The sequence below is a fragment of the Aureimonas mangrovi genome, assembly GCF_014058705.1.
Lineage (GTDB): Bacteria > Pseudomonadota > Alphaproteobacteria > Rhizobiales > Rhizobiaceae > Aureimonas > Aureimonas mangrovi.
The window spans coordinates 1,607,699-1,632,119 of record NZ_CP059692.1; the positions used below are offsets into that span (position 1 = coordinate 1,607,699).

Annotated in this window: 21 protein-coding genes and 2 tRNA genes; 13 read left to right on the forward strand and 10 right to left on the reverse strand. The window is 65.4% G+C overall.

Annotation, left to right across the window (positions count from 1 at the left end):
- Positions 1-199: 199 nt before the first annotated feature.
- Positions 200-967 carry an SDR family oxidoreductase gene (locus H1343_RS07450; RefSeq protein ID WP_185985251.1) on the reverse strand — a complete coding sequence of 256 codons (768 nt, stop codon included), beginning with the start codon at positions 965-967 and terminating at the stop codon, positions 200-202.
- A gap of 1 nt (position 968) precedes the next feature.
- Positions 969-1,670: a GntR family transcriptional regulator gene (locus H1343_RS07455; protein ID WP_185985252.1), complete on the reverse strand. Its 702-nt coding sequence runs from the start codon at positions 1,668-1,670 to the stop codon at positions 969-971.
- A gap of 200 nt (positions 1,671-1,870) precedes the next feature.
- On the opposite strand from H1343_RS07455, the gene H1343_RS07460 reads away from it, so the two are divergent.
- From H1343_RS07460 to H1343_RS07490, 7 genes are all read left to right on the forward strand, one after another.
- Positions 1,871-2,848, forward strand: coding sequence for a 3-hydroxyacyl-CoA dehydrogenase (locus tag H1343_RS07460; protein WP_246333454.1), 978 nt, complete (start codon positions 1,871-1,873; stop codon positions 2,846-2,848).
- The gene (kce, locus tag H1343_RS07465; RefSeq protein ID WP_185985254.1) at positions 2,832-3,761 is read left to right on the forward strand and encodes a 3,5-dioxohexanoate:acetyl-CoA acetone transferase; all 930 of its coding nucleotides are present in this window, start codon (positions 2,832-2,834) and stop codon (positions 3,759-3,761) included. Before H1343_RS07460 ends, kce begins: the two co-directional genes overlap by 17 nt.
- Positions 3,762-3,769: 8 nt before the next feature.
- A complete protein-coding gene (hisD, locus tag H1343_RS07470) occupies positions 3,770-5,080 on the forward strand; it encodes a histidinol dehydrogenase (RefSeq protein ID WP_185985255.1) in 1,311 nt (436 codons plus the stop codon).
- Positions 5,081-5,085: 5 nt separating this feature from the next.
- Positions 5,086-5,835, forward strand: a complete 750-nt coding sequence (locus H1343_RS07475; protein ID WP_246333456.1) for an SDR family NAD(P)-dependent oxidoreductase — start codon at positions 5,086-5,088, stop codon at positions 5,833-5,835.
- Between the two features lie 49 nt (positions 5,836-5,884).
- Positions 5,885-6,862 carry a TRAP transporter substrate-binding protein gene (locus H1343_RS07480; protein ID WP_185985257.1) on the forward strand — a complete coding sequence of 326 codons (978 nt, stop codon included), beginning with the start codon at positions 5,885-5,887 and terminating at the stop codon, positions 6,860-6,862.
- A gap of 76 nt (positions 6,863-6,938) precedes the next feature.
- Positions 6,939-7,460: a TRAP transporter small permease gene (locus tag H1343_RS07485; RefSeq protein ID WP_185985258.1), complete on the forward strand. Its 522-nt coding sequence runs from the start codon at positions 6,939-6,941 to the stop codon at positions 7,458-7,460.
- Positions 7,457-8,731, forward strand: a complete 1,275-nt coding sequence (locus tag H1343_RS07490) for a TRAP transporter large permease (RefSeq protein WP_185985259.1) — start codon at positions 7,457-7,459, stop codon at positions 8,729-8,731. Before H1343_RS07485 ends, H1343_RS07490 begins: the two co-directional genes overlap by 4 nt.
- A gap of 284 nt (positions 8,732-9,015) precedes the next feature.
- Here H1343_RS07490 and H1343_RS07495 read toward each other — a convergent pair.
- Positions 9,016-9,092, reverse strand: a tRNA-Pro gene (locus H1343_RS07495).
- A 135-nt stretch (positions 9,093-9,227) separates the two neighbouring features.
- On the opposite strand from H1343_RS07495, the gene H1343_RS07500 reads away from it, so the two are divergent.
- The 5 genes from H1343_RS07500 (at position 9,228) to mmsB (ending at position 14,103) form a co-directional block, all read left to right on the forward strand.
- Positions 9,228-9,302, forward strand: a tRNA-Gln gene (locus H1343_RS07500).
- 159 nt (positions 9,303-9,461) lie between these two features.
- A complete protein-coding gene (locus H1343_RS07505; RefSeq protein WP_185985260.1) occupies positions 9,462-10,958 on the forward strand; it encodes a CoA-acylating methylmalonate-semialdehyde dehydrogenase in 1,497 nt (498 codons plus the stop codon).
- Between the two features lie 54 nt (positions 10,959-11,012).
- Positions 11,013-12,164 carry an acyl-CoA dehydrogenase family protein gene (locus tag H1343_RS07510; RefSeq protein WP_185985261.1) on the forward strand — a complete coding sequence of 384 codons (1,152 nt, stop codon included), beginning with the start codon at positions 11,013-11,015 and terminating at the stop codon, positions 12,162-12,164.
- Positions 12,161-13,225 carry an enoyl-CoA hydratase/isomerase family protein gene (locus H1343_RS07515; protein WP_185985262.1) on the forward strand — a complete coding sequence of 355 codons (1,065 nt, stop codon included), beginning with the start codon at positions 12,161-12,163 and terminating at the stop codon, positions 13,223-13,225. The genes H1343_RS07510 and H1343_RS07515 overlap by 4 nt, the downstream gene beginning before the upstream one ends.
- Before the next feature lie 32 nt (positions 13,226-13,257).
- Positions 13,258-14,103 (forward strand): 3-hydroxyisobutyrate dehydrogenase, encoded by an 846-nt coding sequence (mmsB, locus tag H1343_RS07520; protein WP_246333569.1) that lies wholly within the window; start codon positions 13,258-13,260, stop codon positions 14,101-14,103.
- Here the strand turns inward: mmsB and H1343_RS07525 are convergent, their stop codons facing one another.
- The 4 genes from H1343_RS07525 to H1343_RS07540 all read right to left on the reverse strand — a co-directional run bounded on the left by H1343_RS07525 (position 14,104) and on the right by H1343_RS07540 (position 18,485).
- A complete protein-coding gene (locus H1343_RS07525) occupies positions 14,104-16,071 on the reverse strand; it encodes a polysaccharide biosynthesis protein (RefSeq protein ID WP_185985263.1) in 1,968 nt (655 codons plus the stop codon).
- A gap of 122 nt (positions 16,072-16,193) precedes the next feature.
- Positions 16,194-17,312 (reverse strand): 3,4-dihydroxy-2-butanone-4-phosphate synthase, encoded by a 1,119-nt coding sequence (ribB, locus tag H1343_RS07530; RefSeq protein WP_185985264.1) that lies wholly within the window; start codon positions 17,310-17,312, stop codon positions 16,194-16,196.
- Positions 17,313-17,377: 65 nt separating this feature from the next.
- Positions 17,378-17,839 (reverse strand): preQ(1) synthase, encoded by a 462-nt coding sequence (gene queF, locus H1343_RS07535; RefSeq protein ID WP_185985265.1) that lies wholly within the window; start codon positions 17,837-17,839, stop codon positions 17,378-17,380.
- 13 nt (positions 17,840-17,852) lie between these two features.
- Entirely contained in the window at positions 17,853-18,485 is a 633-nt protein-coding gene (locus H1343_RS07540) for a TerC family protein (protein ID WP_185985266.1), read from the reverse strand.
- 198 nt (positions 18,486-18,683) lie between these two features.
- Here H1343_RS07540 and fdhD point away from each other — a divergent pair, with 198 nt between their 5' ends.
- Entirely contained in the window at positions 18,684-19,550 is an 867-nt protein-coding gene (gene fdhD, locus H1343_RS07545; protein WP_185985267.1) for a formate dehydrogenase accessory sulfurtransferase FdhD, read from the forward strand.
- Here the strand turns inward: fdhD and H1343_RS07550 are convergent.
- The 3 genes from H1343_RS07550 to H1343_RS07560 all read right to left on the reverse strand — a co-directional run bounded on the left by H1343_RS07550 (position 19,486) and on the right by H1343_RS07560 (position 24,309).
- Positions 19,486-20,640, reverse strand: coding sequence for an osmoprotectant NAGGN system M42 family peptidase (locus H1343_RS07550; RefSeq protein WP_185985268.1), 1,155 nt, complete (start codon positions 20,638-20,640; stop codon positions 19,486-19,488). The genes fdhD and H1343_RS07550 overlap by 65 nt on opposite strands.
- Before the next feature lie 100 nt (positions 20,641-20,740).
- Positions 20,741-22,531, reverse strand: a complete 1,791-nt coding sequence (gene ngg / locus H1343_RS07555) for an N-acetylglutaminylglutamine synthetase (protein ID WP_185985269.1) — start codon at positions 22,529-22,531, stop codon at positions 20,741-20,743.
- A 2-nt stretch (positions 22,532-22,533) separates the two neighbouring features.
- Positions 22,534-24,309, reverse strand: coding sequence for an N-acetylglutaminylglutamine amidotransferase (locus H1343_RS07560; protein WP_185985270.1), 1,776 nt, complete (start codon positions 24,307-24,309; stop codon positions 22,534-22,536).
- Between the last annotated feature and the right edge of the window lie 112 nt (positions 24,310-24,421).

The following is a 24,421-nucleotide window of genomic DNA, read 5'->3' on the forward strand; positions in this document are numbered from 1 at the left end:
CCGCTAGGAAGACATTCGGCGCTCGTGATCCTTATTCGAGCGAGGAATACGGGCTGACGTGCTGTCGTGACGTTGCCAGCTTTCGATAACACCTTTCTTTCGCGGGCGGCCCAGCGCCATGCGCGTGGTATTCGCCCTGAGGATAGCGATCCACTGGCGCACGACTTTGGCGATGATCCCCCCGAGGGACATCACTAATTCAGGCCAGCATGTTGGTATCGCCGCATACTGAAATGGCCTGCCCCGAGATCGTGCGGCCCGTGCGCCCTGCCAGGAACAAGGCCTGGCCCGCAATCTCGGAAGGCTCCACGTAATGCCTGATCGACGTGTAGGAGAAGGCCTCCGCCTCGGTCTCCGCGAAGCTGCGCCCTTGCCGTTGCGCCTTCGCCTCCAGGACACGCCGCTGGCGATCCCCCGCGACAAGGCCGGGCAGGATGGCGTTGACCCGGATGTCGTCCGGGCCGAGCTCGGCCGCAAGCGATTTCGTCAGCCCGACTACCCCCCATTTGGCGGCCGCGTAGGGCGTGCGAAGTGCGAAGCCCATTCGGCCGGCCAGCGACGAAAGATTCACGATCGAAGCATTATTCGAGCAGCGCAGGGCGTGCACGGCCCGAGAGGCGGCAAGATACTGGCTCGTCAGCACCACGCGCAGGCAATGATCCCAATCAGCGAGGTCGATATCCTCCACCCGTGCCGTCGGCCCGGCTATGCCGGCATTGTTGACGAGGCAGTCGAGCCCGCCGAAGGCCTCTATCGCCTCGTCGATGAAACCGGTGAACGCCTCAGGATCGGAGACGTCGATCTTCCTGGCGAGCACATCCTGCGGAAGGGAGGCGAGCGCCGCGTCGTCGATGTCGCAGGTCGCGACCTTGGCTCCCTCCCCACGGAACGCATCGACGATCGCGCGTCCGATCCCGCCGGCTCCGGCGGTGACGATCACGCGCGCGTCCTGCAATCCCAGGTCCATCTCAGTCCTCCTTAGGCCTGTCCGCGCCGAGCGCGTTTTCGATAATCGAGGCAGCCGCGCTCTGAATGTCGATCGTCACTGCGGCCGCCGCGCCCTCGACATCGCCGGCTTCCAGCGCCAGCAGGAGCGCGGCATGCGCCTGCATCGAGCTGGCATTGCGGGAGCGGCGCGTCGGCATGCCGATATCAAGGTTGATCATCGGCCCCGCGCGCAGCCAGTTGCTGGCGATGATGCGCGACAATGTTGCGGAGCCTGCGGCGTCGTAGAGGCAGAAGTGCAGGCGCTGGTTGATCGGCACGGGCTCGGTGGAGCCCGGATCGCCCATCGCCTCCACGAACGCGTCGTTGATCCGGCGCAGCTCATTTAAGATTTCCGGGGTCATCCGTTGGGCCGCCCGGCGCGTCGCCTCAGCTTCGGTGAGGATGCGCGCCTCGGTCAAATCCTGAAAATCGGCGATCGAGAGCTTCGGCACCACGACGGCGCGGTTTCGCTCGATGGCGAGCGCACCCCCCGCCACCAGACGCGAAACGGCGTCCCGCACCGGCATGGTGGAAACGCCCATGGCTTCGGCCAGCTCTCGGATGGAAGTGCGATCTTCCGGCTTGAGCACACCGCTGCAAAGCATGTCCTCCAGGCGCGCACGCACCTGATCGGCTAGCGAATGGCTGGCCAATGGCAGCTCTGCAAAATCCGTGAAGCCCATTTTCGACGCTCGGCGGCCATTGACGTGAAGTTAGATTATGCCATCATGATCTGAGATCACAGTGGTGTTGAAGAAGATCTATATCTTTTGAACGCCGCCGTGAAGGGAGGAGAGTTCGACATGGACCATACGCGTTTGGCCGCATCGGGCGGCGCGCGATATAAGTCGCTACTGCACGGCGTTCGCCCTTTTGCGGACGCATGCGCGAAATGACGACGGTCGCCATCGTCGGCGCGGGCCTAGTCGGGCGGGGCTGGGCCTTCGTTTTCGCACGGGCCGGAATGGCCGTGCGCGTCTGGGATGCCGAGCCAGCTGTCCTCGAACGGTTGCCCGCAGAGATCGCGAAAATGGCTGCAGAGGCCGGCGCCTTCGGCTGCGGCGGCTCCGATCACGCCGGGCTCGCGGACCGAATCCTCACTTTCGCTTCGCTCGACGAGGCGTTGCGCGGCGCATCGCTGGTGCAGGAGAGCGGGCCGGAAGTTCTGTCGGTCAAGCAGGCGTTGTTCACCCGTCTCGATGAGCTCGCCGAGCCCGATGCGGTCGTCGCCTCCTCAAGTTCGGGGCTGACCGTCTCGCAATACACGGACGAACTGCCAGGCCGGCACCGCTGCCTCGTCGGCCACCCGGTCAACCCGCCGCATCTCGTGCCGGTCGTCGAGCTTTCGCCCGGCCCGCACACCGATGCGGCGACGCTTGATACGGCGGAGCGTATTTACCGCCAGGCTGGCCAGGTGCCCGTTCGTCTCGAACGCGAAATCGACGGCTTCATCCTCAATCGCCTGCAGGCGGTGGTGCTGGCCGAGGCGCTGCGTCTCGTCGACGAGGGCTATGTGAGCGCGCACGGGCTCGACGACACGATGCGCCACGGCCTCGGCCGGCGCTGGGCCTTCATGGGGCCGCTCGAGACGATCTCCCTCAACGCGCCGAACGGCATTGCCGACTATCTGCGCCGCTACGGACCAACGATGGCGCGCCTCGCCGACGATGCGGCGCGCGGCGAAGCCTTCAACGAGGCCGCGATCGAAAAGGTCGCGCGGGCTTTTCCGGTGACCGAAAGCGACAAGGTGAGGGCGCGCCAGGCATGGCGTGACGACGAACTGGCCGCCTTGGCGCGGCATCTGGCCGAGCGCAATGCCCGGCATGCGGAAGGGGAGGGACGTCATGGCGGGCAAGCGTAAGGTCGTCATCACATGCGCGGTGACGGGCGCTATCCATACACCCTCCATGTCACCGCATCTGCCGATCAGCGCGTCGCAGATCGCGGACGCCGCAATCGGTGCGGCAGAGGCCGGTGCGGCCGTCATTCATCTCCATGCGCGTGACCCGGAGGACGGGCGGCCCGACCAGAGCGCCGGGGCCTTCGAGCCGTTCCTGCGCCGGATCAAGCAGGCGAGCGACGCGGTGGTGAACATCACCACCGGCGGCGCTCCGACGATGGCGATCGCCGAGCGCATCGGCCCGGCGCTGCACTGGAAGCCCGAGCTGGCCTCGCTCAACATGGGTACGATGAATTTCGGCCTTTTCCCCATGCTCGGGCGCTTCAAGGATTTGAAGCATCAGTGGGAGCGGGACTATCTGTCCAACAAGGACATCATCTTCCGGAACACGTTCGGCGACATCGAGCATGTCATGACCGAACTCGGCGCCAACGGCACGCGCTTCGAGTTCGAATGCTATGATACCGCCCATCTCTACAATCTGAAGCACTTCAAGGATGCCGGCCTCGTCACGGGGCCTCTCTTCATCCAGACGGTCTTCGGCCTGATGGGCGGTATCGGCGCTCATCCCGACGACGTCCTGCACATGAAGCGCACCGCCGACAGACTGTTCGGCGAGGATTATCGCTGGTCGGTTCTGGGCGCGGGGCGCAACCAGCTTCCCGTGGCCGCGATGGCCGCAGCCATGGGCGGCAATGTTCGGGTGGGTCTGGAGGATTCCCTGTGGGCCGGGCCGGGGCGTCTTGCCGAGACAAATGCCCAGCAGGTGCGTTCGGTGCGCCAGATCATCGAAGGGCTGGGCCTCGAGGTCGCTTCGCCCGCCGAGGCGCGCGAGCTCCTTGCCCTCAAGGGCGGCGACGCGGTCGGCTTTTAGGAGGAAAGATGGCAGTCGAACACATCAAGTGTGGCAAGGCCGATACCGAGCGCAACGAGGACGACCGCGCGGTGCGCACTCAGGTCGAAGCGGCACTCGCCGACATCGAGACGCGCGGTGACGCAGCCGTGCGCGAGATGAGTGCGCGCTTCGACGGCTATGAACCGGCCTTGTACCGGCTTTCGCAGTCCGAGATCGACGCGCTGATCGGAACACTGGACGCGCGCGAGATCGAGGACATCCGCTTCGCGCAGGCGCAGGTGCGCAACTTCGCGGAGATCCAGCGGGCCAGCATGCGCGACGTGGAGGTAGAGACGCTGCCCGGCGTCACGCTTGGCCACAAGCACATCCCGGTGCAGGCGGTCGGTTGTTACGTGCCAGGCGGCAAGTTTCCGATGGTGGCCTCGGCCCACATGTCGGTGCTGACGGCTTCTGTCGCCGGCGTGCCACGCATCGCGGCGGCCACCCCGCCCTTCAAGGGAGCACCCAACGCGGCCGTCATCGCCGCGATGCACTGGGGAGGCGCGCACGAAATTTACGTGATGGGCGGCATCCAGGCCGTCGGGGCGCTCGCCCTCGGCACCGAGACCATTGCGCCGGTGGACATGCTGGTCGGGCCGGGCAACGCCTTCGTGGCCGAGGCTAAACGCCAGCTTTACGGGCGAGTCGGCATCGACCTCTTCGCCGGCCCGACCGAGACATTGCTGATCGCGGACGAGACGGTGGACGCGGAATTGTGCGCGACAGACCTTCTCGGGCAGGCGGAGCACGGTTTCAACTCTCCGGCGATCCTCCTGACGACTTCTCGCAAGCTCGCGCTGGCGACGCTCTCGGAGATCGACCGTCTTCTCGGCATCATGCCGACGGCCGCCACCGCGGGTGCGAGTTGGCGCGACTACGGCGCCGTCATCGTGTGCGACACGCATGAGGAGATGCTCGCCGCCGCCGAGGAGATCGCGTCCGAGCACGTACAGGTGATGACCGATCGCGACGACTGGTATCTCGAGAACATGACCGCCTACGGGGCGCTGTTCCTCGGGCCGCGCACGAATGTGGCGAACGGAGACAAGGTGATCGGCACGAACCATACGCTGCCGACAAAGAAGGCGGGCCGCTACACTGGCGGGCTATGGGTTGGCAAGTTCCTCAAAACGCATACCTATCAGCGCATCACCACCGACGAGGCGGCGGCCGATATCGGCCGCTACTGTTCGCGCCTTTCGATGCTCGAGGGTTTTGCCGGCCACGCCGAGCAAGGCAATGTCCGCGTCAGGCGTCACGGCGGCCAGACCGTGCCCTATGCGAGCGCCGCGCAATGACGCCAATGCCATCCTTTTCGCTGGAAGGCCGATCCGCGGTCGTGACAGGCGCAGGGCGCGGCATCGGCCGGGCCATCGCCGAGACCTTTGCGCAGGCAGGCGCCGAAGTCTGGCTCTGCGCGCGCACGGGAGCCGAGATCGAAGAAGCGGCCTCGGCTATCCGCGACGCGGGCTACAAAGCCGAGGCGTTGGCGATTGACGTGACTGACATCGCCGGCTTTCGTGCCGCGATCGACGGCATCGGATGCCTCGACGTCTTCGTCAACAACGCAGGCACCAACCGGCCAAAGCCGTTGATCGAAGTCGAAAAGGACGATTACGACGCGGTCGCGGACCTGAATGCTCGTGCCGCCTTCTTCGCCCTCCAGTCCGCCGCGCGCCGGATGATCGCGCTCGGGACGGGAGGGTCGATCATCAGCATGTCCTCCCAGATGGGGCATGTCGGCGCACCGAACCGTTCGCTCTACTGCGCGACGAAATGGGGTCTCGAAGGGCTGACGAAGGCCGCTTCGATGGAGCTCGCGCCGCATGGCATCCGGGTCAACACGATCTGCCCGACCTTTATCGAAACGCCGCTCACGCGGCCGTACTTCACCGACCCCGCGTTTCGCGAGGAAACGTTGAATAAGATCAGGCTCGGCCGATTGGGGCAGGTCGAGGACATCACCGGAGCGGCCCTGTTCCTCGCCAGCGACGCCTCGTCGCTGATGACGGGCAGTGCCGTCCTCGTCGACGGCGGCTGGACGGCGGGCTGAATATTACAGGCTAAGAATAGACGACAATCGATTTCGGGAGGAAATCACCATGAGAACCATCACCATCGCCCTGTCGGGTATTGCGGCTCTCGCCACCGTCGCGACGGCCGGCGCTCAGGAACGTGTCTTCGACGTCAGCCTGCCGCTCGGACCCGAATCCCATCAGGGTATCGGCGTCCTGAAGTTCGGCGAGGAACTGGAGCGGCTTTCGGATGGGCGCCTGTCGATCCGCCCCCATTACGACAATGCTCTGGGCGGCGAACGCGAGGTCGTGGAGGGTGTCGGGCTCGGCATCATCGATGCCGGCATCACGTCCACCGGGCCGATGGGCGGCTTCTCCGATCCGTTCTTGCTGTTCGATCTGCCCTACATCTTCACGAGCTACGACCAGGCACACGCCTTCCTCGACAGCGAGTACGGGGACCAGTTGGCTCAGCAGCTGGAGGACGCGACGGGCGCCAAGATCATCGCCTGGATGGAGAACGGCTTCCGGCACAACACCAACAATGTTCGCCCCCTCCACACACCGGACGATCTGCGGGGCATCAACCACCGCACACAGGAAAGCCGCGTGCAGGTCGACACCTGGCAGGCGCTCGGCGCCAACGCGTCGCCCATGGCCTGGACGGAGGTCTTCACCGCGCTCCAGCAGGGCGTGATGGACAGCCAGGAAAACCCGCTGCCCACGATCTACGACGTCAATTTCTACGAGGTGCAGCGCTATCTGAACCTTACGCAGCATGTCTATTCGCCGGCCCCGTTGATGATGGGGCGTGACCTCTTCAATTCCCTTCCCGAAGAAGATCAGGCGATCGTTCTGGAAGCAGCGGCTCTGGCGCTTCCCGTTCAGCGCGAGGCGAGTGCGCGCCTCGAAGCTGAGTACAAGGAACGCCTCGCCGAACTCGGCATGGAGGTGACGGAACCCGACCTCGATGCTTTCGCCGAAAGGGTGCAGCCGGTGATCGAGAACTGGACCCCGACTGTAGGCGCGGAACTCGTCGAGGCTGCCCGCGGCTTCCAGCCCTGATCCCAGCAAAGCAGGCAGGTCCGCGCACGCGTCGGTCGTGCCGGGCCTCCTCGTCCAGGCACGCCGGAGAGCGATCATGCAAGCGATATTGAAGGCGGCGAACCGTGCCACGCACGGTTTGAACTGGCTGGTGGGGTGGCTCATCGCCACGCTGCTCGCCGTGATGACGGTGCTGATCACCTGGCAGGTCTTCGCGCGCTACGTGATGGGGAGCCCGCTGACCTTCTCGGAGGAAATCGCGCGTTTCTCGATGGTGTGGATGACGATGCTCGGCGCCGGCTACGCTTTCCGCTACGGGGCGCTCATCTCGGTCGACATCGTTTCCGAGTTCGCGCCGAAGCGCATCGCGCGGTTTGTGGAGATCAGCGTCGTGCTACTCGTCGCTGTCTTTGCGCTGGTTCTCTTGAAGGAGGGCTGGTCCCTTGCCGAGCGCGTCTCAGCCCAGACCGCGCCCAGCACGCGCATCTCCATGCTTTGGCTCTATGGCGCCATGCCAGCCGGCGCCGTCCTCATCCTCATCAACGCGGCCGGTCTTCTGATCGACAAGGCGACAGGCGAGGAACCCGTTCTTGCAGAGAAAGAGGCATTGAGCGAATGATCGCGCTTCTCTTCGGGCTTCTTCTCGCCCTTCTGCTGCTCGGCGTTCCGATCGCCTTCGCGCTCGGTATCGCGGCTATCGCCACGATCTGGCAGGGATCGCTGATGCCGATGCTGATCGTCCCGCAGGAAACGATCCGCTCTATCAACTCATTCCCGCTGCTCGCAATCCCGTTCTTTGTCCTCGCCGGCTTTCTGATGCAGTCGGGCGGCATCTCGCGCCGCCTCGTCGATTTCTCGAACACGCTGGTGGGCGCGACGACGGGGGGCCTCGCCATCGTCGCCATCGTAACGTCCCTCTTCTTCGCGGCGATCTCCGGTTCGGGCACGGCAACCACGGCCGCAGTGGGCTCGATCCTCATCCCGGCCATGATCGCAAGGGGCTATAACCGCGACTATGCGGCCGCCAACCAGGCCGCCTCCGGCGCACTCGGCGTGATCATTCCGCCTTCGATCCCGCTGATCCTCTATGCTATTTCAGCCAACGTCTCCGTGGGCGACATGTTCGTCGCGGCCGTGATCCCCGGCATTCTCGTCGCGCTGTCCCTGATGGTCTACGCCTATGTCTATGCGCTCGGTCATCCGCATGTGCGCGAGGAGGCCGCAAGCCTCGGCGACATTATGAAGGCGGGGCGGAGCGCGATCCTCGCCATCCTCATGCCGATGATCGTGCTCGGCGGCATCTACGGCGGCATCGTCACACCGACCGAAGCCGCCGTGATCGCCGTCGTCTATTCGCTCTTCGTCGGAGTCGTCGTCTATCGAGAGATCGGCCTAGCGGATCTGCCGGGAATCTTCCGCAAATCCGCGGTGACGGCCGCGATCGTGCTTGTCATCATCGCCACCGCAGGCCTTTACGGTCGCATCATCCTGTCCCTGCAGGTGCCGGGCATGGTCTCCAACCTCGTCGTCGGCTCGATCGACAACGCGATCCTGTTCCTGATCCTCGTCAACCTGCTCCTGCTCCTCGTCGGCATGTTCCTGGAGGCAGCGGCGGCGATCCTGATCTTCACCCCGATCCTCCTGCCGATCGCGCAGACCTTTGGCGTTCATCCGGTGCATTTCGGGGTGATCGTCGTGGTCAATCTGGCCATGGGCATGTTCACGCCGCCGGTCGGGCTGAACCTCTTCGTGGCTTCGCAGATTTCCGGCTCAGGCATCTCCCGCCTGTCTCGCTACATCCTGCCTTTCGTGGTCGTGGTCTTCGTCAACCTTCTGGCTATCAGCTTTCTGCCAGTGCTCTCGCTCTGGATGCCAGGGCTATACGAGTAGGTGGGGCAATTCGGCAGCAGCGCTCACTCTCCAGCGATCTTGACTGGCATAGTTCGGTACGGCCTCGTCTTCCGACGTTGAAGAGCCTTTTCGGCAAAGTTCGAGTGTTGCCGCCCTAATGATCGCCACCCTCGAATCATGCAGAGCCACGATCGATTGTACGCAACGGGCTGCGAAACCCGCCTCGCGAGCGCCCCTCGCGGGCAGGCTTCCGGCAGTTGTTTCTGTTGCCGCTGGAATTTCGGAAAGGCTCACGAAATCCATAGTGACTGTGGTGATTGGAGTGGTCGGAGTGGCAGGATTCGAACCTGCGACCCCCTCGTCCCGAACGAGGTGCGCTACCAGGCTGCGCTACACTCCGAAGCCGCCGGGTGTATAGCGGGCGCCATCGCGGCGGGCAAGAGCCGAAAACACGTTCGCCGGCATGAAAACGCAGAGCCGCGGATGCGTTGCGTGCCTTCGGGCAACGAGCTATAGAAGCGCGCCGTCGCGGCGTTGGGGCGTAGCCAAGCGGTAAGGCAGCGGTTTTTGGTACCGCCATTCCCTGGTTCGAATCCAGGCGCCCCAGCCATCATCGTTTTTCCTCGCTATCGCTATCGCTCCTCTCCAGGGCCGCGGGGGCGATCGCAATTTGCTCATCGGCCGTCTTTCTGCCGCCGTCCCTTGGCGGGCTCTGACGTTTCGTCCTACAAATCGTCGAGCAGGACAGGGTACGGCAAGGGAGGACTGCATGCGGGACGTCGGGCATTTCATCGGTGGAGAGCATGTCGCCGGGCGTTCGGGGCGAAGCTCCGACATTTTCCAGCCGATGACGGGCGAGGTCGTCGGAAAGGTCGCGCTGGCCGGCGCCGACGAGGTGCGCCGCGCGGTGGAGAACGCCAAGGCCGCGCAGCCTGCCTGGGCTGCCGTGAACCCGCAGCGGCGCGCCCGCGTGATGATGCGCTTTCTCCAACTCGTCGCCGACGAGGTCGATAGTCTGGCGGATCTTCTCGCCCGCGAGCACGGCAAGACGGTGCTGGACGCGAAGGGCGATATCCAGCGCGGCGTCGAGGTGGCCGAGTTTTCGCTGGGCGTTCCGCATCTGATGAAGGGCGAGTTCACCGACAATGCCGGGCCCGGCATCGATGTCTACTCCATGCGCCAGCCGCTCGGCGTCGTCGCCGGCATCACGCCGTTCAACTTTCCCGCGATGATTCCGCTCTGGAAGTTCGCGCCGGCCATCGCCTGCGGCAATGCGTTTATCCTCAAGCCATCCGAACGCGATCCGGGCGTTCCGATGCGCATGGCCGAGCTGATGATCGAGGCGGGCCTGCCCGCCGGCATCCTCAACGTCGTCAACGGCGACAAGACGGCCGTCGACGCGATCCTCGACGATCCGCACATCAAGGCCGTCGGCTTCGTCGGATCGACGCCCATCGCCGAATATGTCTACAGCCGCGCGACGGCCGCGGGCAAACGCGCGCAGTGCTTCGGCGGCGCCAAGAACCACATGATCATCATGCCGGACGCCGACATGGACCAGGCCGTCGACGCTTTGATCGGCGCCGGCTACGGGTCGGCCGGCGAACGCTGCATGGCCGTCTCCGTGGCCGTGCCGGTCGGGCAGGCGACGGCCGACGCGTTGATGGAGAAGCTCGTGCCGCGGGTCGAAGGGCTGAAGATCGGCCTGTCGACGGATTCTTCGGCCGACTACGGGCCGTTGGTTACGCGCGAGGCCGTGGAGCGCGTGCGGAACTACATCGATATCGGCGTGAAGGAAGGCGCGCGGCTCGCTGTCGACGGGCGCGATTTCAAGATGCAGGGCTACGAGGACGGCTTCTATCTAGGCGGCTGCCTCTTCGACGAAGTGACGCCTGACATGCGCATCTACAAGGAGGAGATTTTCGGACCCGTCCTTTCGGTCGTGCGCGCCAAGGATTACGGTGAAGCCCTGAAGCTCCCGTCCGAGCACGAATACGGAAACGGCGTCGCGATCTTCACGCGCGACGGCGACGCGGCGCGTGATTTTGCCGCCAAGGTGGAGGTCGGAATGGTCGGCATCAACGTGCCGATCCCGGTACCGATCGCCTACTACACCTTCGGTGGCTGGAAGCGCTCCGGGTTCGGCGATCTCAACCAGCACGGTCCGGATTCCATCCGCTTCTACACCAAGACGAAGACCGTCACTTCACGCTGGCCTTCCGGCGTGAAGGAAGGCGCGCAATTCTCCATCCCGACGATGGAGTAGGGGTGCGCCGCACGGGAGGGCGGCGAGGACGGACGAGGGGAGGAGACGGCGGAGATGGCCTCGACATTCGGGCTCGACGAGGAGCGACTCGCGATTCGGGCCATGGCCCGCGATTTCGCTGACGAAAAGATCGCGCCCAACGCGCTCGACTGGGATGAGCGCAGGCATTTCCCCGTCGAGACTCTGCGGGAGGCGGCCGCGCTCGGCATGGGCGGCATCACGGTTCGCGAGAATGTCGGCGGCTCGGGCCTGTCGCGCCTCGATGCCGCGCTGATCTTCGAGGCGCTGGCGACCGGCTGTCCGACGGTCGCGGCGTTCCTGTCGATCCATAACATGGCCGCCTGGATGATCGACCGTTTCGGCATGCCGGAGCTTCGCGAAGCTATCCTGCCGGCGATGACATCGATGCAGGCGATCGGGGCCTACGCGTTGACCGAACCGGGATCGGGCTCCGATGCCGCAGCGCTGAAAACGCGGGCCGTGCGCGAGGGTGACGACTATGTGGTTACCGGGTCCAAGCAGTTCATCTCGGGCGCCGGCGCGGCTGATCTCTACGTCGTCATGGTGCGAACAGGCGGGGAGGGACCGAGGGGCATTTCTGCGCTGGTCGTGCCGAAGGACACGCCGGGTCTGTCGTTCGGCGCGAACGAGCGCAAGATGGGCTGGAATGCGCAGCCGACACGTGTCGCGATCTTTGACGGCGCGCGCGTGCCGGTCGCGAACCGGCTGGGCGCGGAGGGTGAGGGGTTCTCGATCGCGATGGCGGGCCTCGACGGGGGACGGCTCAACATCGCCGCCTGTTCGCTCGGCGGGGCGCAGAGCGCGTTGGAGAAGACCCTCGTCTACATGGGCGAGCGGCAGGCCTTCGGCGCGAAGCTCGAGACGTTTCAGGCGCTCCAGTTCCGCGTCGCCGACATGGCCACGGAGCTCGAGGCGGCGCGCTCCTTCCTCTGGCGCGCCGCTGCCGCACTGGATGCGCGCGACCCGAGCGCGACGCAGTTCTGCGCGATGGCCAAGCGCTTCGTCACCGATGCCGGATTTGCCGTCGCCAACGAAGCGCTGCAACTTTACGGCGGCTACGGCTATCTCGCCGAATACGGGATCGAGAAGATCGTGCGCGACCTGCGCGTCCACCAGATCCTGGAGGGCACCAACGAAATCATGCGCCTTATCGTGGCGCGTTCCATCATCGGGGGCCGGCAATGACAGAGAGCGGCGAAGTGATCGTGCAGCGGGAAGGGACGGCCGGCGTGATCCGTCTCAACCGGCCGAAGGCTCTCAACGCGCTGACGCTCTCGATGGTGCGCGAGATCAATGGCGCTCTCGACGATTTCGAAGGCGATCCCGGCATCGCGTTGATTCTCCTCGAAGGCGAGGGCGGGCGCGCCTTCTGTGCGGGCGGCGACATCCGTGCGATCGCAGAGGCCGGACGCGCTGGCACGGGAGAGGCCGAACGGTTCTGGCGCGAGGAGTACGAGTTGAACGCGCGCATTGCGTCGTTCCAAAGAGCCGTCGTCGTCCTGATGGACGGCATCGTGATGGGCGGTGGCGCCGGCCTTTCGATCCATGCGCGGCACCGCATCGTGACGGATCGCACCCGCTTTGCGATGCCCGAGGTCGGCATAGGCTTCATCCCTGACGTCGGTGCGACATACCGCCTCCCGCGCGCGCCGGGCGGCTTCGGACGCTTCCTCGCGTTGACGGGCGAGATCGTCGGCGCGGCGGACGTGATCGCAGCCGGTCTTGCCGACGCGATGGTGCCGGCGGACCGGCTGGCCGGGCTGCGCAATGATCTCATCGGTGCGCGAGCCGCGCACATCGAAGAGATGATCGCCCGGCATGCGGCAGAGGCTCCGGCGGGCGTCTTCGCCGCGCACGGACCGACCATCGCGCGGGCCTTCGGCCGGCAGACCATCGAGGAAGTGCTGGAAGCACTGGCGGCCGATGGCAGCGATTTCGCCGAGAAGACGCGGCAGACGATTCTCTCGCGCTCCCCGACGAGCCTTCGCGACACCGAGACGCTGCTCTGGCTCGGCGCGAAGGCGCGCACCCTAGAGGAGTGCCTCATCCACGAATATGTCGCGGCGATCGGCACCTTGGCCCGCCCGGACTATTACGAGGGCGTGCGAGCAGCGGTCATCGACAAGGATCGCAATCCGAAATGGTCGCCGGCAACGCTTGCCGAGGCGCCGGTCGTTCCGCCGGAGCGTTTTGCGCCGCAGGGAGATATGAGGCCTCCCTTCACACGGCAGGAGGCTGCCCAGTGACCCAGCGAACCGCATTTGTCGGCCTTGGCAACATGGGCCTGCCGATGGCCCTGAACCTGAAGAAGGCAGGGTATTCCGTCTGCGGCTTCGATCTCTCCGAAACGGCTTTCGCGAGTGCCGAAGCGGCCGACCTCGAAGTTGCCGGAACTCTCGCCGAGGCCCTGGAAGGTGCGGCCACCGTCATCACCATGCTCCCTGCCGGCCATCATGTCCTGTCGGCCTGGAGCGAAATCCTGCCGCAACTTCCTGCGGGTGCGCTGATGATCGACTGCTCGACGATCGACGTCGACAGCGCAAGAAAGGCGCATGAAGCGGCCGCGCAAGCCGGAATCGCATCGCTCGACGCGCCGGTCTCGGGCGGCACCGGCGGAGCGGCCGCGGGCACGCTGACCTTCATGGCGGGCGGGAGTGCGGAGGCCTTTCACCGGGCCGAGCCGTTTCTTTCCGCGATGGGTGGCCGGATCGTCCATTGCGGGGAGGGCGGCGCGGGGCAGGCGGCGAAGATCTGCAACAACATGATCCTCGGCATCTCGATGATCGGCGTCTGCGAAGCGTTCGTCCTTGCCGAAAAGCTCGGCCTCTCGCACCAAGCGCTGTTCGATGTGGCGTCCACCTCGTCTGGGCAGTGCTGGTCGTTGACGACCTATTGCCCTGTGCCCGGCCCCGTGCCGGCTTCGCCTGCTAACAGGGAATACAGACCGGGCTTTGCCGCTGCGCTGATGCTGAAGGATTTGACGCTCGCGCAGGAGGCGGCCGCCTCGAGCGGCGCGCATACGCCGCTCGGTGCGCATGCGCGGGACATTTACACGGCCTTTGCGGAAACGGGGGAGGGCGGCCGTGATTTCTCCGCGATCATCGAGCGCCTGCGGGCGGGCTGACTACTTTGCTGCGATCATCGTCGGCGCGGTGCGGGCAATGCTCTTCAGGCGCGCTTTGGGCGCCGAGCGGAGCTGACGCCCGAGCGCCTCGCTGACGGTGAACTCGGGAACGTTGGCCGAAAGAAGCTCGATCGCGGCGTCGAGATCGCCGTTCGCTACATGACGCGCCATCTCGTCGGCCACCTTCAGCGCCTCATCGGTCTCGATCAGGCGCGGTGCGGCGACGAGAAGACCGGGAACGCCGGACTCACCGATCATCTCGGCTTCGTCGAACAACTCCTCGAACAACTTCTCGCCGGGGCGAAGCCCGGTGAATTCGAGCTTGATGTCTACGTCGGGACGCCGGCCGGCAAGTCGGATGACGTTCCTTGCCAGATCGCTGATCTTCACCGGCCGTCCCATATCAAGGACGAAGATGCGGCCGTTGTTGGCGCCGTCGCGCGTCTGGTGGACCGTCGCCTGCAGGATGAGCATGCAGGCCTCGGCGATCGTCATGAAGTAGCGTTCGATCTCCGGGTGCGTGACGGTCAGCGGCCCGCCCGCGCGAAGCTGCTTCTCGAAGAGCGGGATGACCGACCCGGCCGAGCCGAGGACGTTGCCGAAGCGCACGGTGACGAAGCGCGTTCCGGTTTCACCCGCCTGGACGTCGAGGCCCTGGCAGATCATCTCCGCGAGCCGCTTGCTGGCGCCCAGGACGCTCAGCGGGTTCACCGCCTTGTCCGTGGAGACCATGACGACCGCCTGCGCGCCCGCGCGCACGGCCGCCTCGGCCACGTGCCAGGTGCCTAGAACGTTCGTCGCAAGGCCCTCGAGCGGCTGCTGCTCGACCATCGGCACGTGCTTGAGCGCAGCTGCGTGGAAGATCACGTCGGGCCGCCTGGCCATAAAGGTCCGGGCGATGTTCTCGCGCTCTCGCACATTGCCGAGAATGGCCTCGATTTCGATGTCGGGCCAGCCGGCGCGCAACTCCTGCTCGACCGAATAGAGAAGGAACTCGCTCGAATCGAGAAGCACGAGCCGCGCCGGGCGCATGGCCGCGATCTGCCTTGCGAGTTCCGAGCCGATCGAGCCGCCGGCACCGGTGATCAGCACCTTGCGGCCCTCGATGAAGCCGGGCACGGCGCGTGGGTCGAACGTCAGCGGCCGCCGCTGGAGGAGGTCTTCCAACCGGATCGGCTGGATGTCGATCTCGGAGATTGCGTTCCGGATGTCGAGCAGGTTCGGCAGGCGCAGGACCTCCAGGCCGAGTTCGCTCGCCACCGCGATCAGCTCTTCCAGCTTGGCATGGCTGTCGTAGTCGCTGAAGGAGCGCGCCAGGATCACCGCATCGGGCTTGCGTCCACGCTGGGTGAGGCGATCGACGATGCGCGGCAGGTCCGCGACTCCGCCGTCGATCCGCACGTCACGCATGTAGCGGCCGACCCGTCGCTCGCGCTCGTCCACGATGGACACGACCTCGAAGAGCTTTGCGCTGTGCTCGCGGGCGTATTTCAGAAAGATCTCGGCATTGTCGTTTGCGCCGACCACGATGGCGCGGCGTACCGGCGACGTCTGCAGGCGCATCTGCCGCTTCGCGTCGCGCGCATTGCGATACAGTCGATACAAAGCGCGGGGCGCCGACAGGAAGATGATGAGGATCGACCAAGAGATCAGAACCGTGGAGCGCGGGATGCCTTCCAGACGCACCAGAACGAAGTGCATCACGATGAAGAGGCCGACCGCGATGGTGGCGGTCTTCACGATGGCGACGAGATCGTCCAGCGAGGCATAGCGCCAGATGCCGCGGTTCATCCCGACCAGAAGGCCGGTGATGCCGACGAGGACTCCGAAGGCGAGGCTGGCGACGGCGTAGTCCCACAATTCGCCGAGGAAGACCGAGGCGTCCTGGCGAAGCGCGATCGAAAAGATGAAGGCCAGCGAGCCGGCGATCACGTCATGCAGGAGCGCCGCCCCCCGCGAGAGCGCCATCCGGCGCATTCGCGCGCTGGGTCCAGCCAGGAAGGCCCGCAGCCGTCTGGCCGGAACCGTCGTGTCGCGGCGGTCAGCCTCGCACTCGTCCTCTGGCTCTCCTGCGGCGGGGGAAGGGTGCATCAATCCTCGACGATGATGGTGGCGGCCACGTCGATCCCGAAGCCTGTGAGACCCACATAAGCGCGTTCATGTGTCGCGATCACGGCAATGGATCGAGCGCCGATGTCGCGCAGGATCTGCGCGCCGACACCGATATCGCGCCAACGCTGCGAGCGGGCACGGGCGCTCGCGTGCTTCTCGCCGTCGCGCGGCGCCTCGGAGAGCTCTACCTCGATCTCTCCGCAGTCGATCTCGGGCGTGCGTAGAAGCATGAGGATGCCGACCCCGCCGGCAGCCCGAACCTGTTCGATGGCAATCTCCGCCCAGTTGGGCGTCCCGCGCGTGCGATCGAAGAGGTCCTGCACCGGCTGCTCGCGGTGGATGCGCGTCGGCACCTTCTCGGCGTAGCGCACGTCGCCGAAGAGGACCACGACATGCTGCATGTCATCGAAGGGTGTGCCGTAGATGCGCACGCGAGCGCGCATTCCTCCGATCACCGCCTCACGCTCGTCGAGGCTGGAGACAAAGCTTTCGCGGCGGATGCGATAGGAGATCAGGTCCTCGATGGAGATGATCTTCAGCCCATTGTCGCGGGCGAAGGGGATCAGTTCGGGCAGCCGCTTCACCGTGCCGTCGTCGTTGACCACTTCGGCGAGGACGCCGACGGGCTCGAGGCCGGCGAGGCGCGCAAGATCGGTGCCCGCCTCGGTGTGGCCCGAACGTGTGAGGACGCCGCCTTCTCGCGATATCAGCGGGAACATGTGGCCCGGGCGCAGGAAGTCACGCGCCGTGGCGTTGTCGTTGGCGAGCGCGCGCGCGGTGTTGGCGCGTTCCTCGGACGAGATGCCGGTCGTCATGCCGATCCGGTAGTCGACCGAGACGGTGAATGCCGTGCGCATCGGGTCGAGATTGTTGGCGACCATCGGCGGCAGGTTGAGCGCATCGGCGCGCTCTTCTGTCATGGGCACGCACAGGATGCCGCTCGTGTGGCGGATCATGAAGGCGATGGTTTCCGGCGTCGCCTTCGAGGCGGCCATGATGAGGTCGCCCTCGTTCTCGCGGTCGGTGTCGTCCACCACGACCACCAGTTCACCGGCGGCGATCGCGGCGATCGCGTCTTCGATCCTGTCGAGTTCCATGCCCTGTCCTTCCCCACGCCCCAACGGACGCCTTGGAACGGCTGTAATGAAAGCCGGGGCGTCGTTCAACCGCGCCCGCGATAGGGGGGAACGCCCTGGTCCGGCAGGAAGACCCCAGCCGGGGGCTCGCCCGTCTGCCAGAACACGTCGATCGGGATGCCGCCGCGCGGATACCAGTAGCCGCCAATGCGCAGCCACAGGGGCTTCGTCGCCTCCACGATGCGGGTCGCGACCATCACCGTGCAGTCCTCGTGGAAGGCACCGTGGTTGCGAAAGCTCGTCAGGAAAAGCTTCAGCGACTTCGATTCCACGAGCCTTTCGTCCGGCGCGTAGTCGATCACGAGATGGGCGAAGTCCGGCTGGCCCGTGACGGGGCAGAGGGACGTGAATTCGGGGCAGGTGAAGCGCACGATGGCAGGAGCGCCCGTCTCGAGCCGCTTGTAGGGCACCGTCTCCAGGACGGCTTCTTCGGGGCTTGCGGCCGGGCGCGCATCGGCGCCGAGCTGCGAAAGGTTCATGTCTGTCATGGTCTGTCTCCGCTCAGGCGGGACATAGCGCAGGCAGGACGCCCGCGCACGCGACTTCGCCCCCGCCGCGCCAGATCATCCCGATCGCCACATAGACGATGACGAGAAGGCCGATCCAGGCGATCCACCGGTGGCGCGCGAGAAGCCGGGCGATCAACGAGGCCGCCGCGCCCATTAATGTTACCGAGATAAGGAGGCCGAGGACGAGGACAGACGGATGTTCGCGCGCGGCCCCCGCGACGGCGAGAATGTTGTCGAGCGACATCGAGAGATCGGCGACGACGATCTGGAAGACGGCCTGTCCGAAGCTCTTCTGCCTGCCGGCTTCGAGCGCTTCTTTGTCCACCTCAGCGTGCGCGCCTGAACGGATTTCGCGGAACATCTTCCAGCAGACCCACAGGAGCAGGATGCCGCCCGCAAGCGTCAGCCCGACGATCGCGAGGAGATGCACCGCAATCAACGCGAAGGCGATGCGCAGGACGACTGCGGCGGCAATGCCCCAGAAGATGACGCGGTTGCGCTGCTCGCGCGCGACGCCAGCCGCCGCGAGACCGACAACAACGGCATTGTCGCCGGCCAGAACGATGTCGATCAGAAGCACCTGCACAAGCGCAGAAAGCTGTGCGGTCAATTCGAGTTCACTCAAGGCAGGAGACCTTCTTCGAGCGGATGCGCTGCGGGCGCGTGTTCTGCCACCTGTTCAGAGCGGCCGGAAACAGCGTAAACGGTAAAAATAATATAGACTTATTATTATCGATCCAATGCCGACATGTCGATTTGCGGCATCGTCAGCGCGCGGCGATCGTGGCAGTCTGCCTTTCAGGATGAACCATGAGTGACGGTGATGACGCAGGCTCTTGAGACGAGCGGACAAGTCGTGATGATCGCCTATCGCGGCGGGCAGTTCGTCACCGCCCCGCGAGAGGTGCCGGAGGAGACGGCGATCGCCATCTCCGTCAATGGCTCGACCCACGCTGTGATGATGGCAACACCTGACCACGTGCGCGATCTGGCGCTCGGGCTCGCCCTGAACGAGCGCATCATCGCAGTGCCCGACGAGATCGAGCGGCTGGAGATCGAGGCGAGCGAGCTCGGCCTAGACTGCCGGCTGTGGCTGACGGCCGAGCGGGCGTCGACCTACGTGCAGAGGCGCCGGCAGATGACAGGCCCGGTCGGCTGCGGGTTATGCGGTGTCGAGAGCCTCGAACTGGCCGCGCGGGAACTGCCGATGGTGACGGCGGAGGCCAGCCTTTCCGGCCACGAGATCGCCCGTGCGATGGATGCGATGTCCACGCATCAGGTGCTGGGCGCACGCACCCGTGCGGTGCATGCCGCTGCGTTCCACGATGAGCGCGGTCATGTCGTGACGCGTGAGGACGTGGGTCGCCACAACGCGCTGGACAAGGTAGCTGGGCATCTTGCGAGCGAGGGGATAGACTCTGCCGCCGGGTTCCTGACCATCACGAGCCGCGTCTCGGTTGAGCTGATCCAGAAAGCGGCAGTGATGGGCACGGGGCTGATCGCGGCTGTTTCGGTCCCGACCGCGCTCGCGATCCGCGCCGCGGAAGGCGCGGGCGTTACGCTGGTCGCGATCGCGCGCGGTGAAGAGTTCGAGGTCTTCACCCATCCGTGGCGGGTGGCAGGTGCTACTCCGCCGGCTCGGAATCCTCTGCCAGTTCCTGAGCGGCCTCTGCGAGCGGCTGGCGGGTGAACCCTTCGATCCCGGCGTGGATGTTGCGGTCACGCGTGATCTCCACCGGGGCCGTCGTGTAGGCCGTCACCAGTTCGGCGAGCGAACGCAGAGCGTGGATGTGGACGCGCTCCCAGCCGTGCGAGGCGTCGACGCCGAATGTGATGAGCGCGGTGCGCACGTCATGGCCGGCCTCCAGCGCGGAAGCCGAGTCGGAACGGTAGTAGCGGAAGACGTCCTTCTGGTAGCGGATGTCCTCTTCGACGCAGAGCCGTACGAGCTTCTTCGTCAGATGGTAGTCGAACGGGCCCGTCTGGTCGGCCATCGCGATGGTGACGCCGAACTCCGACGAGTTCTGGCCGGGCGCGGTGGTGCCGTTGTCGATCGCCAGCATGGAGGCGATTTCCGGCGTCAGGATCGAGGCCGCGCCCACACCGACTTCCTCGGCGATGGTGAAGAGCCAGTGGGTGTCGACGGGCGTGACGGCCTTCTCGCGCTCGAGCGCCTCGATGGCCGCGAGCATGACGGCGACGCCCGCCTTGTCGTCGAGATGGCGCGAGACAATGAAGCCGTTGTCGAGGAATTCGGGTTGCGGATCGATGGCCACCGTGTCGCCCACCTCGATGCCGAGCCTGTCGAGTTCGGTGCGATCGCGCGAGAGGGCATCGATTCGAAGCTCCACATGCGCCCAGCCGACGGGTTGGGTATCCACCTCTTCATTGAAGGTGTGGCCGGACGCCTTCAGAGGCAGGATCGTGCCGCGATAGGAGCCCTTCTCGGAGAAGATCGTGGCGCGCGCGCCTTCGGCAAAACGCGCCGACCAATGGCCGATGGGCACGAGTTCAAGCCGTCCGTTGGCCTTGAGGTTTTTTACTTGCGCGCCGAGCGTGTCGACATGGCCGACAATGGCTCGGGCCGAAGCCCGGCGCGAGCCCTGGCGGATCGCTCGGATCGCGCCGCGACGCGTCAGTTCGACCGTCAGTCCGAGGCGCTGGAGTTCCTGTGTGACGTGCCGCACCACGGTGTCGGTGTAGCCCGTCGGGCTCGGGATCTTCAAAAGCGCCTTGAGTTGGTCGAGCAGATAGTGGTTGTCGATGGCGAGCCGCGGCACGGACTGCTCCTGCAATTGGTCGTCGCGCGGGTGGGCCGCACGGTCTGGATGCTTCTAAAGGAATGGCGTGGCGAGGACGAGGCCCGCCTTCGAGCGCCGATCAGCTAAGGGGCGGCATGCGCCGTCGTGCAACGCGCGCCGAGGCCGGCATCGAGAGCGGAAAGAGAAGGTCCACGAAGCGCTCGGCCGTCGGCTGGGGCTCGTGGTTGGCGAGGCCCGGCCGTTCGTTCGCCTCGATGAAGACGTAGTCCGGCTCACGCGGGTCCTTGATCATCAGGTCGATGCCTGTGACGGGGATGTCGATCGCGCGAGCCGCGGCGATCGCGGCCTCCACCAACCGCGGATGTACGATGCCGGTGACGTCGTGGATCGTGCCGCCGGTGTGGAGATTCGCCGTCCGTCTCACCGTCAGCGACTCGCCCTGCGGCAGGATGTCGTCCATCTCGTAGCCACCCGCGCGCACTGCGCGCTCGGTCTCGCCGTCCATCGGAATGCGGCTTTCGCCGTGGGTCGCAGCGGCACGGCGGCGCGAAACACTCTCGATCAGCTTGCGCACGCTTGTCCGGCCATCGCCGACGATCTCGGCCGGGCGCCGCACCGCGGCGGCCACGAGTTTGAAGTCGATGACGATCAGCCTCAGGTCGGACCCCTCGAAGCAGGATTCGACAAGCACCCGCTCGCACTCCTTCTTCGCCTCGGCGACGGCGATCCGCGCCTCGTCCATCGTCTCGATGCCGACGGCGATGCCGCGGCCCTGTTCGCCCCGCGCGGGCTTGACCACGATCGACCCGTGCTTCTCGATGAAGGAGGCCAGCTCACCTTCGTCATCCGCCACGATCTGTTCGGGCACCTTGACGCCAGCCTCGGACACGAGCCGCCGCGTCGTGCTCTTGTCGTCGCAGATCGACATGGCGACGGCGGAGGTGAGCTCCGACAGGCTCTCGCGGCAGCGCACCGATCGCCCTCCGTAGGTCAGGCGGAAGAAGCCGCCTGCCGCATCGAGGATGTCGACCTGGATGCCGCGCCGGCGCGCCTCCTCGACGATGATGCCGGCATAGGGGTTCAGTCCCTCGTCGGCCTCCTGGCCGCCGGTGAACAGACGTTCGTTGATCTGGTTGCGACGCTTCACCGCGAAGAAGGGCACGCGGTAGAAGCCCAGCCGGTCGTAGAGGCCGATGGCGGCCTCGTTGTCGTGCATCACCGAAAGGTCCATGTAGGCGCAGCCACGCGCCTGATAATGCTCGGCCAGCCGGCGCACCAAGGCCTCGCCGACGGCCGGATGCGGGGTCTGCGGATCGACGGCGAGGCACCACAGCGAGGAGCCGTTTTCCGGGTCGTCGAAGACTCGGCCGTGATGGACGCCAGTGACCGTGCCGAGGATGGCGCCTGTCGTCTCGTCCTCGGCGACGAAGTAGGTGAGGGCGCGGTTGTCGCGGTTCGACCAGAAGAAGTCCGGATCGACCTGCACCATGCGGCGGCTCTGATAGATGCGGTTGACCTCGGTCGCGTCAGAAACGGAAGAAAGCCGGCGCACGAAGAAACCGCGCGGACGCCTGCGGCTCGGACGATAGGTCGACAGGTCGAGCCGGTAGGTGTGCGACGGGTCGAGGAAGAGTTCCTGTGGCGCATGGCCGAGAAGGACGTGCGGATCGCGGATGTAGAAGGCGATGTCGCGTCGATCCGGCCCTTCTTCTTCCAGCCCCTCCAGGAGAGGGCCGGGTTCGAAGAAGGTCTGGCCGAAGAAGAGCCTGCCCCAGCCGCAGTCGATCGACGCGTTGACCGCCGCCGGCGCTTCCTCCCCGTATCCGGCAATCGGCGGCTTGGAGCCGTAGCTGCGCATCCGTTTCAGCCGGTGCCCGTATCCGTGATGCCGATTTCGCGCATCGGCCATCGTCAAAGCTCCTGCGTCTGGAGCCACATCTCAAGAAGCGCCACCTGCCAGAGTTCCGAGCCCTGGAGCGGCGTGATGTGGGAGGTCGGGTCGGCGAACAGCGTCTCGAGATAGTCCTGCCGAAAGAGCGAGCGCTCGCGGGCGGCCTGTGTCGACAGGGCATCGCGAACCATGTCGAGATAGGGCCCGGAGATGTATTTGAGCTGCGGGACGGGGAAGTATCCCTTCTTGCGGTCGATCACCTCCGACGGGATCACCTGCCGAGCCACTTCCTTGAGGACGCCCTTGCCGCCCTGCTTGAGCTTCTCCGCGGAGGGCATGCGCGCGGCAAGCTCGGCCAGTTCATGATCGAGGAAGGGCACGCGTGCCTCCAGCCCCCAGGCCATCGTCATGTTGTCGACGCGCTTGACCGGGTCGTCGACGAGCATGATCTGGCTGTCGAGCCGGAGCGCCTTGTCCACCGGGTCGTCCGCGCCGCCGATGGCAAAATGGCGGCGCACGAAATCGAGGCTGACGTCGCCGTCCGCCATCCACTCCGGCGAAAGCTGGCGCGAGAGCGTTTCGTGCGTGCGGTCGAAGAAGGCCTTGAAGTAGGCCCCCAACGGATCGGCCGCCTGTGCCATCGGCGGATACCAATGGTATCCGCCGAAGATCTCGTCGGCGCCCTGGCCCGACTGCACGACCTTGATGTGCTTGGAGACCTCACGCGAGAGCAGGTAGAAGCCAATATTGTCGTAGGAGACCATCGGCTCCGACATCGCGCCGATCGTGCCCGGCAGGTTTTCCATCAGCTCGGCGCCCGGCACGAAGATCTTGTGGTGCTGCGTGCCGTAGTGCTTGGCGATGAGGTCCGAATAGACGAACTCGTTGCCGACCTCGCCATTGGCGTCCTCGAATCCGATCGAGAATGTGTTGAGTCCGCTCTGGCCGGCTTCGGCCAGCAGCCCGACGATCAGTGAGGAATCGACCCCACCCGACAGGAGCACGCCGACCGGCACGTCCGCGACCATGCGGCGGGCGACGGCGGCCTTCAGGCTCTCCATCAGCATGTCGCGCCAATCGTTTGACGACAGACTCTCTTCGCCGGCCTTGAGGCCGAAACTCGGCTGCCAGAAGATCTCGTCCGTGAAACTGCCGTCCGGCTCGACCAGACGGATCGTGGCGGGCGGCAGCTTGCGCACGCCCTTGAGGATCGTCAGCGGTGCGGGAACGACGGCGTGGAAGCTCATGTAGTGGTGAAGTGCTTCGCGATCGATCGACGTGTCGACGTCCCCGGTCTTCACGATCGACTGCAGCGAGGAGGCGAGATAAAGGCGCTCGGGCGTATGTGAGATATAGAGCGGCTTGATGCCGAAACGGTCGCGCGCCAACATCACGCGGCCGGTATCGCGCTCGTGGATGGCGAAAGCGAACATGCCCTTGAAGCGCTGAACGCAGTCCTTGCCCCAGGCGTGATAGGCTTTGAGGATCACCTCCGTGTCGCCGTGCGAGAAGAATTTGTAGCCTTTGGCGGAGAGTTCGCCTCGCAGCTCGGGGTAGTTGTAGATGCAGCCGTTGAAGGCGATCGTCAGTCCGAGATCGGGATCGACCATCGGCTGCTGGGCCTTCTCGGACAAGTCGATGATCTTCAGCCGGCGATGGCCGAGGCCCATATTTCCGCGCACGACCTGGCCGGCGCCATCGGGACCGCGGCGGGCGAGGCAATTGCCCATTCGCTCGATGCGTTCCGGCGAAGCCGGACGTCCGTCGAAACGAATTTCACCGCAGATTCCGCACATAAGCCTATCCTGTTGTCACTTTGATTCACGTTCAGCCGAAGGGCCCTCGGCCGGCTATATGGGCCAGTCGCTGCGCCTGCACAGTTCAACGGGCGGATGCGACGGTTTGCGC

What these genes read in the sequence shown, in the direction of transcription:
- H1343_RS07455 (WP_185985252.1), bottom strand. Translation starts at nt 1,670, where the DNA reads ATGGGCTTCACGGATTTTGCAGAGCTGCCATTGGCCAGCCATTCGCTA.
- queF (WP_185985265.1), bottom strand. Translation starts at nt 17,839, where the DNA reads ATGACAGACATGAACCTTTCGCAGCTCGGCGCCGATGCGCGCCCGGCC.
- fdhD (WP_185985267.1), top strand. Translation starts at nt 18,684, where the DNA reads ATGACGCAGGCTCTTGAGACGAGCGGACAAGTCGTGATGATCGCCTAT.
- H1343_RS07510 (WP_185985261.1), top strand. Translation starts at nt 11,013, where the DNA reads ATGGCCTCGACATTCGGGCTCGACGAGGAGCGACTCGCGATTCGGGCC.
- H1343_RS07525 (WP_185985263.1), bottom strand. Translation starts at nt 16,071, where the DNA reads ATGGCGCTCTCGCGGGGGGCGGCGCTCCTGCATGACGTGATCGCCGGC.
- H1343_RS07480 (WP_185985257.1), top strand. Translation starts at nt 5,885, where the DNA reads ATGAGAACCATCACCATCGCCCTGTCGGGTATTGCGGCTCTCGCCACC.
- ribB (WP_185985264.1), bottom strand. Translation starts at nt 17,312, where the DNA reads ATGGAACTCGACAGGATCGAAGACGCGATCGCCGCGATCGCCGCCGGT.
- ngg (WP_185985269.1), bottom strand. Translation starts at nt 22,531, where the DNA reads ATGGCCGATGCGCGAAATCGGCATCACGGATACGGGCACCGGCTGAAA.
- H1343_RS07460 (WP_246333454.1), top strand. Translation starts at nt 1,871, where the DNA reads ATGCGCGAAATGACGACGGTCGCCATCGTCGGCGCGGGCCTAGTCGGG.
- H1343_RS07450 (WP_185985251.1), bottom strand. Translation starts at nt 967, where the DNA reads ATGGACCTGGGATTGCAGGACGCGCGCGTGATCGTCACCGCCGGAGCC.
- H1343_RS07560 (WP_185985270.1), bottom strand. Translation starts at nt 24,309, where the DNA reads ATGTGCGGAATCTGCGGTGAAATTCGTTTCGACGGACGTCCGGCTTCG.
- H1343_RS07485 (WP_185985258.1), top strand. Translation starts at nt 6,939, where the DNA reads ATGCAAGCGATATTGAAGGCGGCGAACCGTGCCACGCACGGTTTGAAC.
- H1343_RS07490 (WP_185985259.1), top strand. Translation starts at nt 7,457, where the DNA reads ATGATCGCGCTTCTCTTCGGGCTTCTTCTCGCCCTTCTGCTGCTCGGC.
- H1343_RS07475 (WP_246333456.1), top strand. Translation starts at nt 5,086, where the DNA reads ATGCCATCCTTTTCGCTGGAAGGCCGATCCGCGGTCGTGACAGGCGCA.
- H1343_RS07515 (WP_185985262.1), top strand. Translation starts at nt 12,161, where the DNA reads ATGACAGAGAGCGGCGAAGTGATCGTGCAGCGGGAAGGGACGGCCGGC.
- H1343_RS07505 (WP_185985260.1), top strand. Translation starts at nt 9,462, where the DNA reads ATGCGGGACGTCGGGCATTTCATCGGTGGAGAGCATGTCGCCGGGCGT.
- mmsB (WP_246333569.1), top strand. Translation starts at nt 13,258, where the DNA reads ATGGGCCTGCCGATGGCCCTGAACCTGAAGAAGGCAGGGTATTCCGTC.
- hisD (WP_185985255.1), top strand. Translation starts at nt 3,770, where the DNA reads ATGGCAGTCGAACACATCAAGTGTGGCAAGGCCGATACCGAGCGCAAC.
- kce (WP_185985254.1), top strand. Translation starts at nt 2,832, where the DNA reads ATGGCGGGCAAGCGTAAGGTCGTCATCACATGCGCGGTGACGGGCGCT.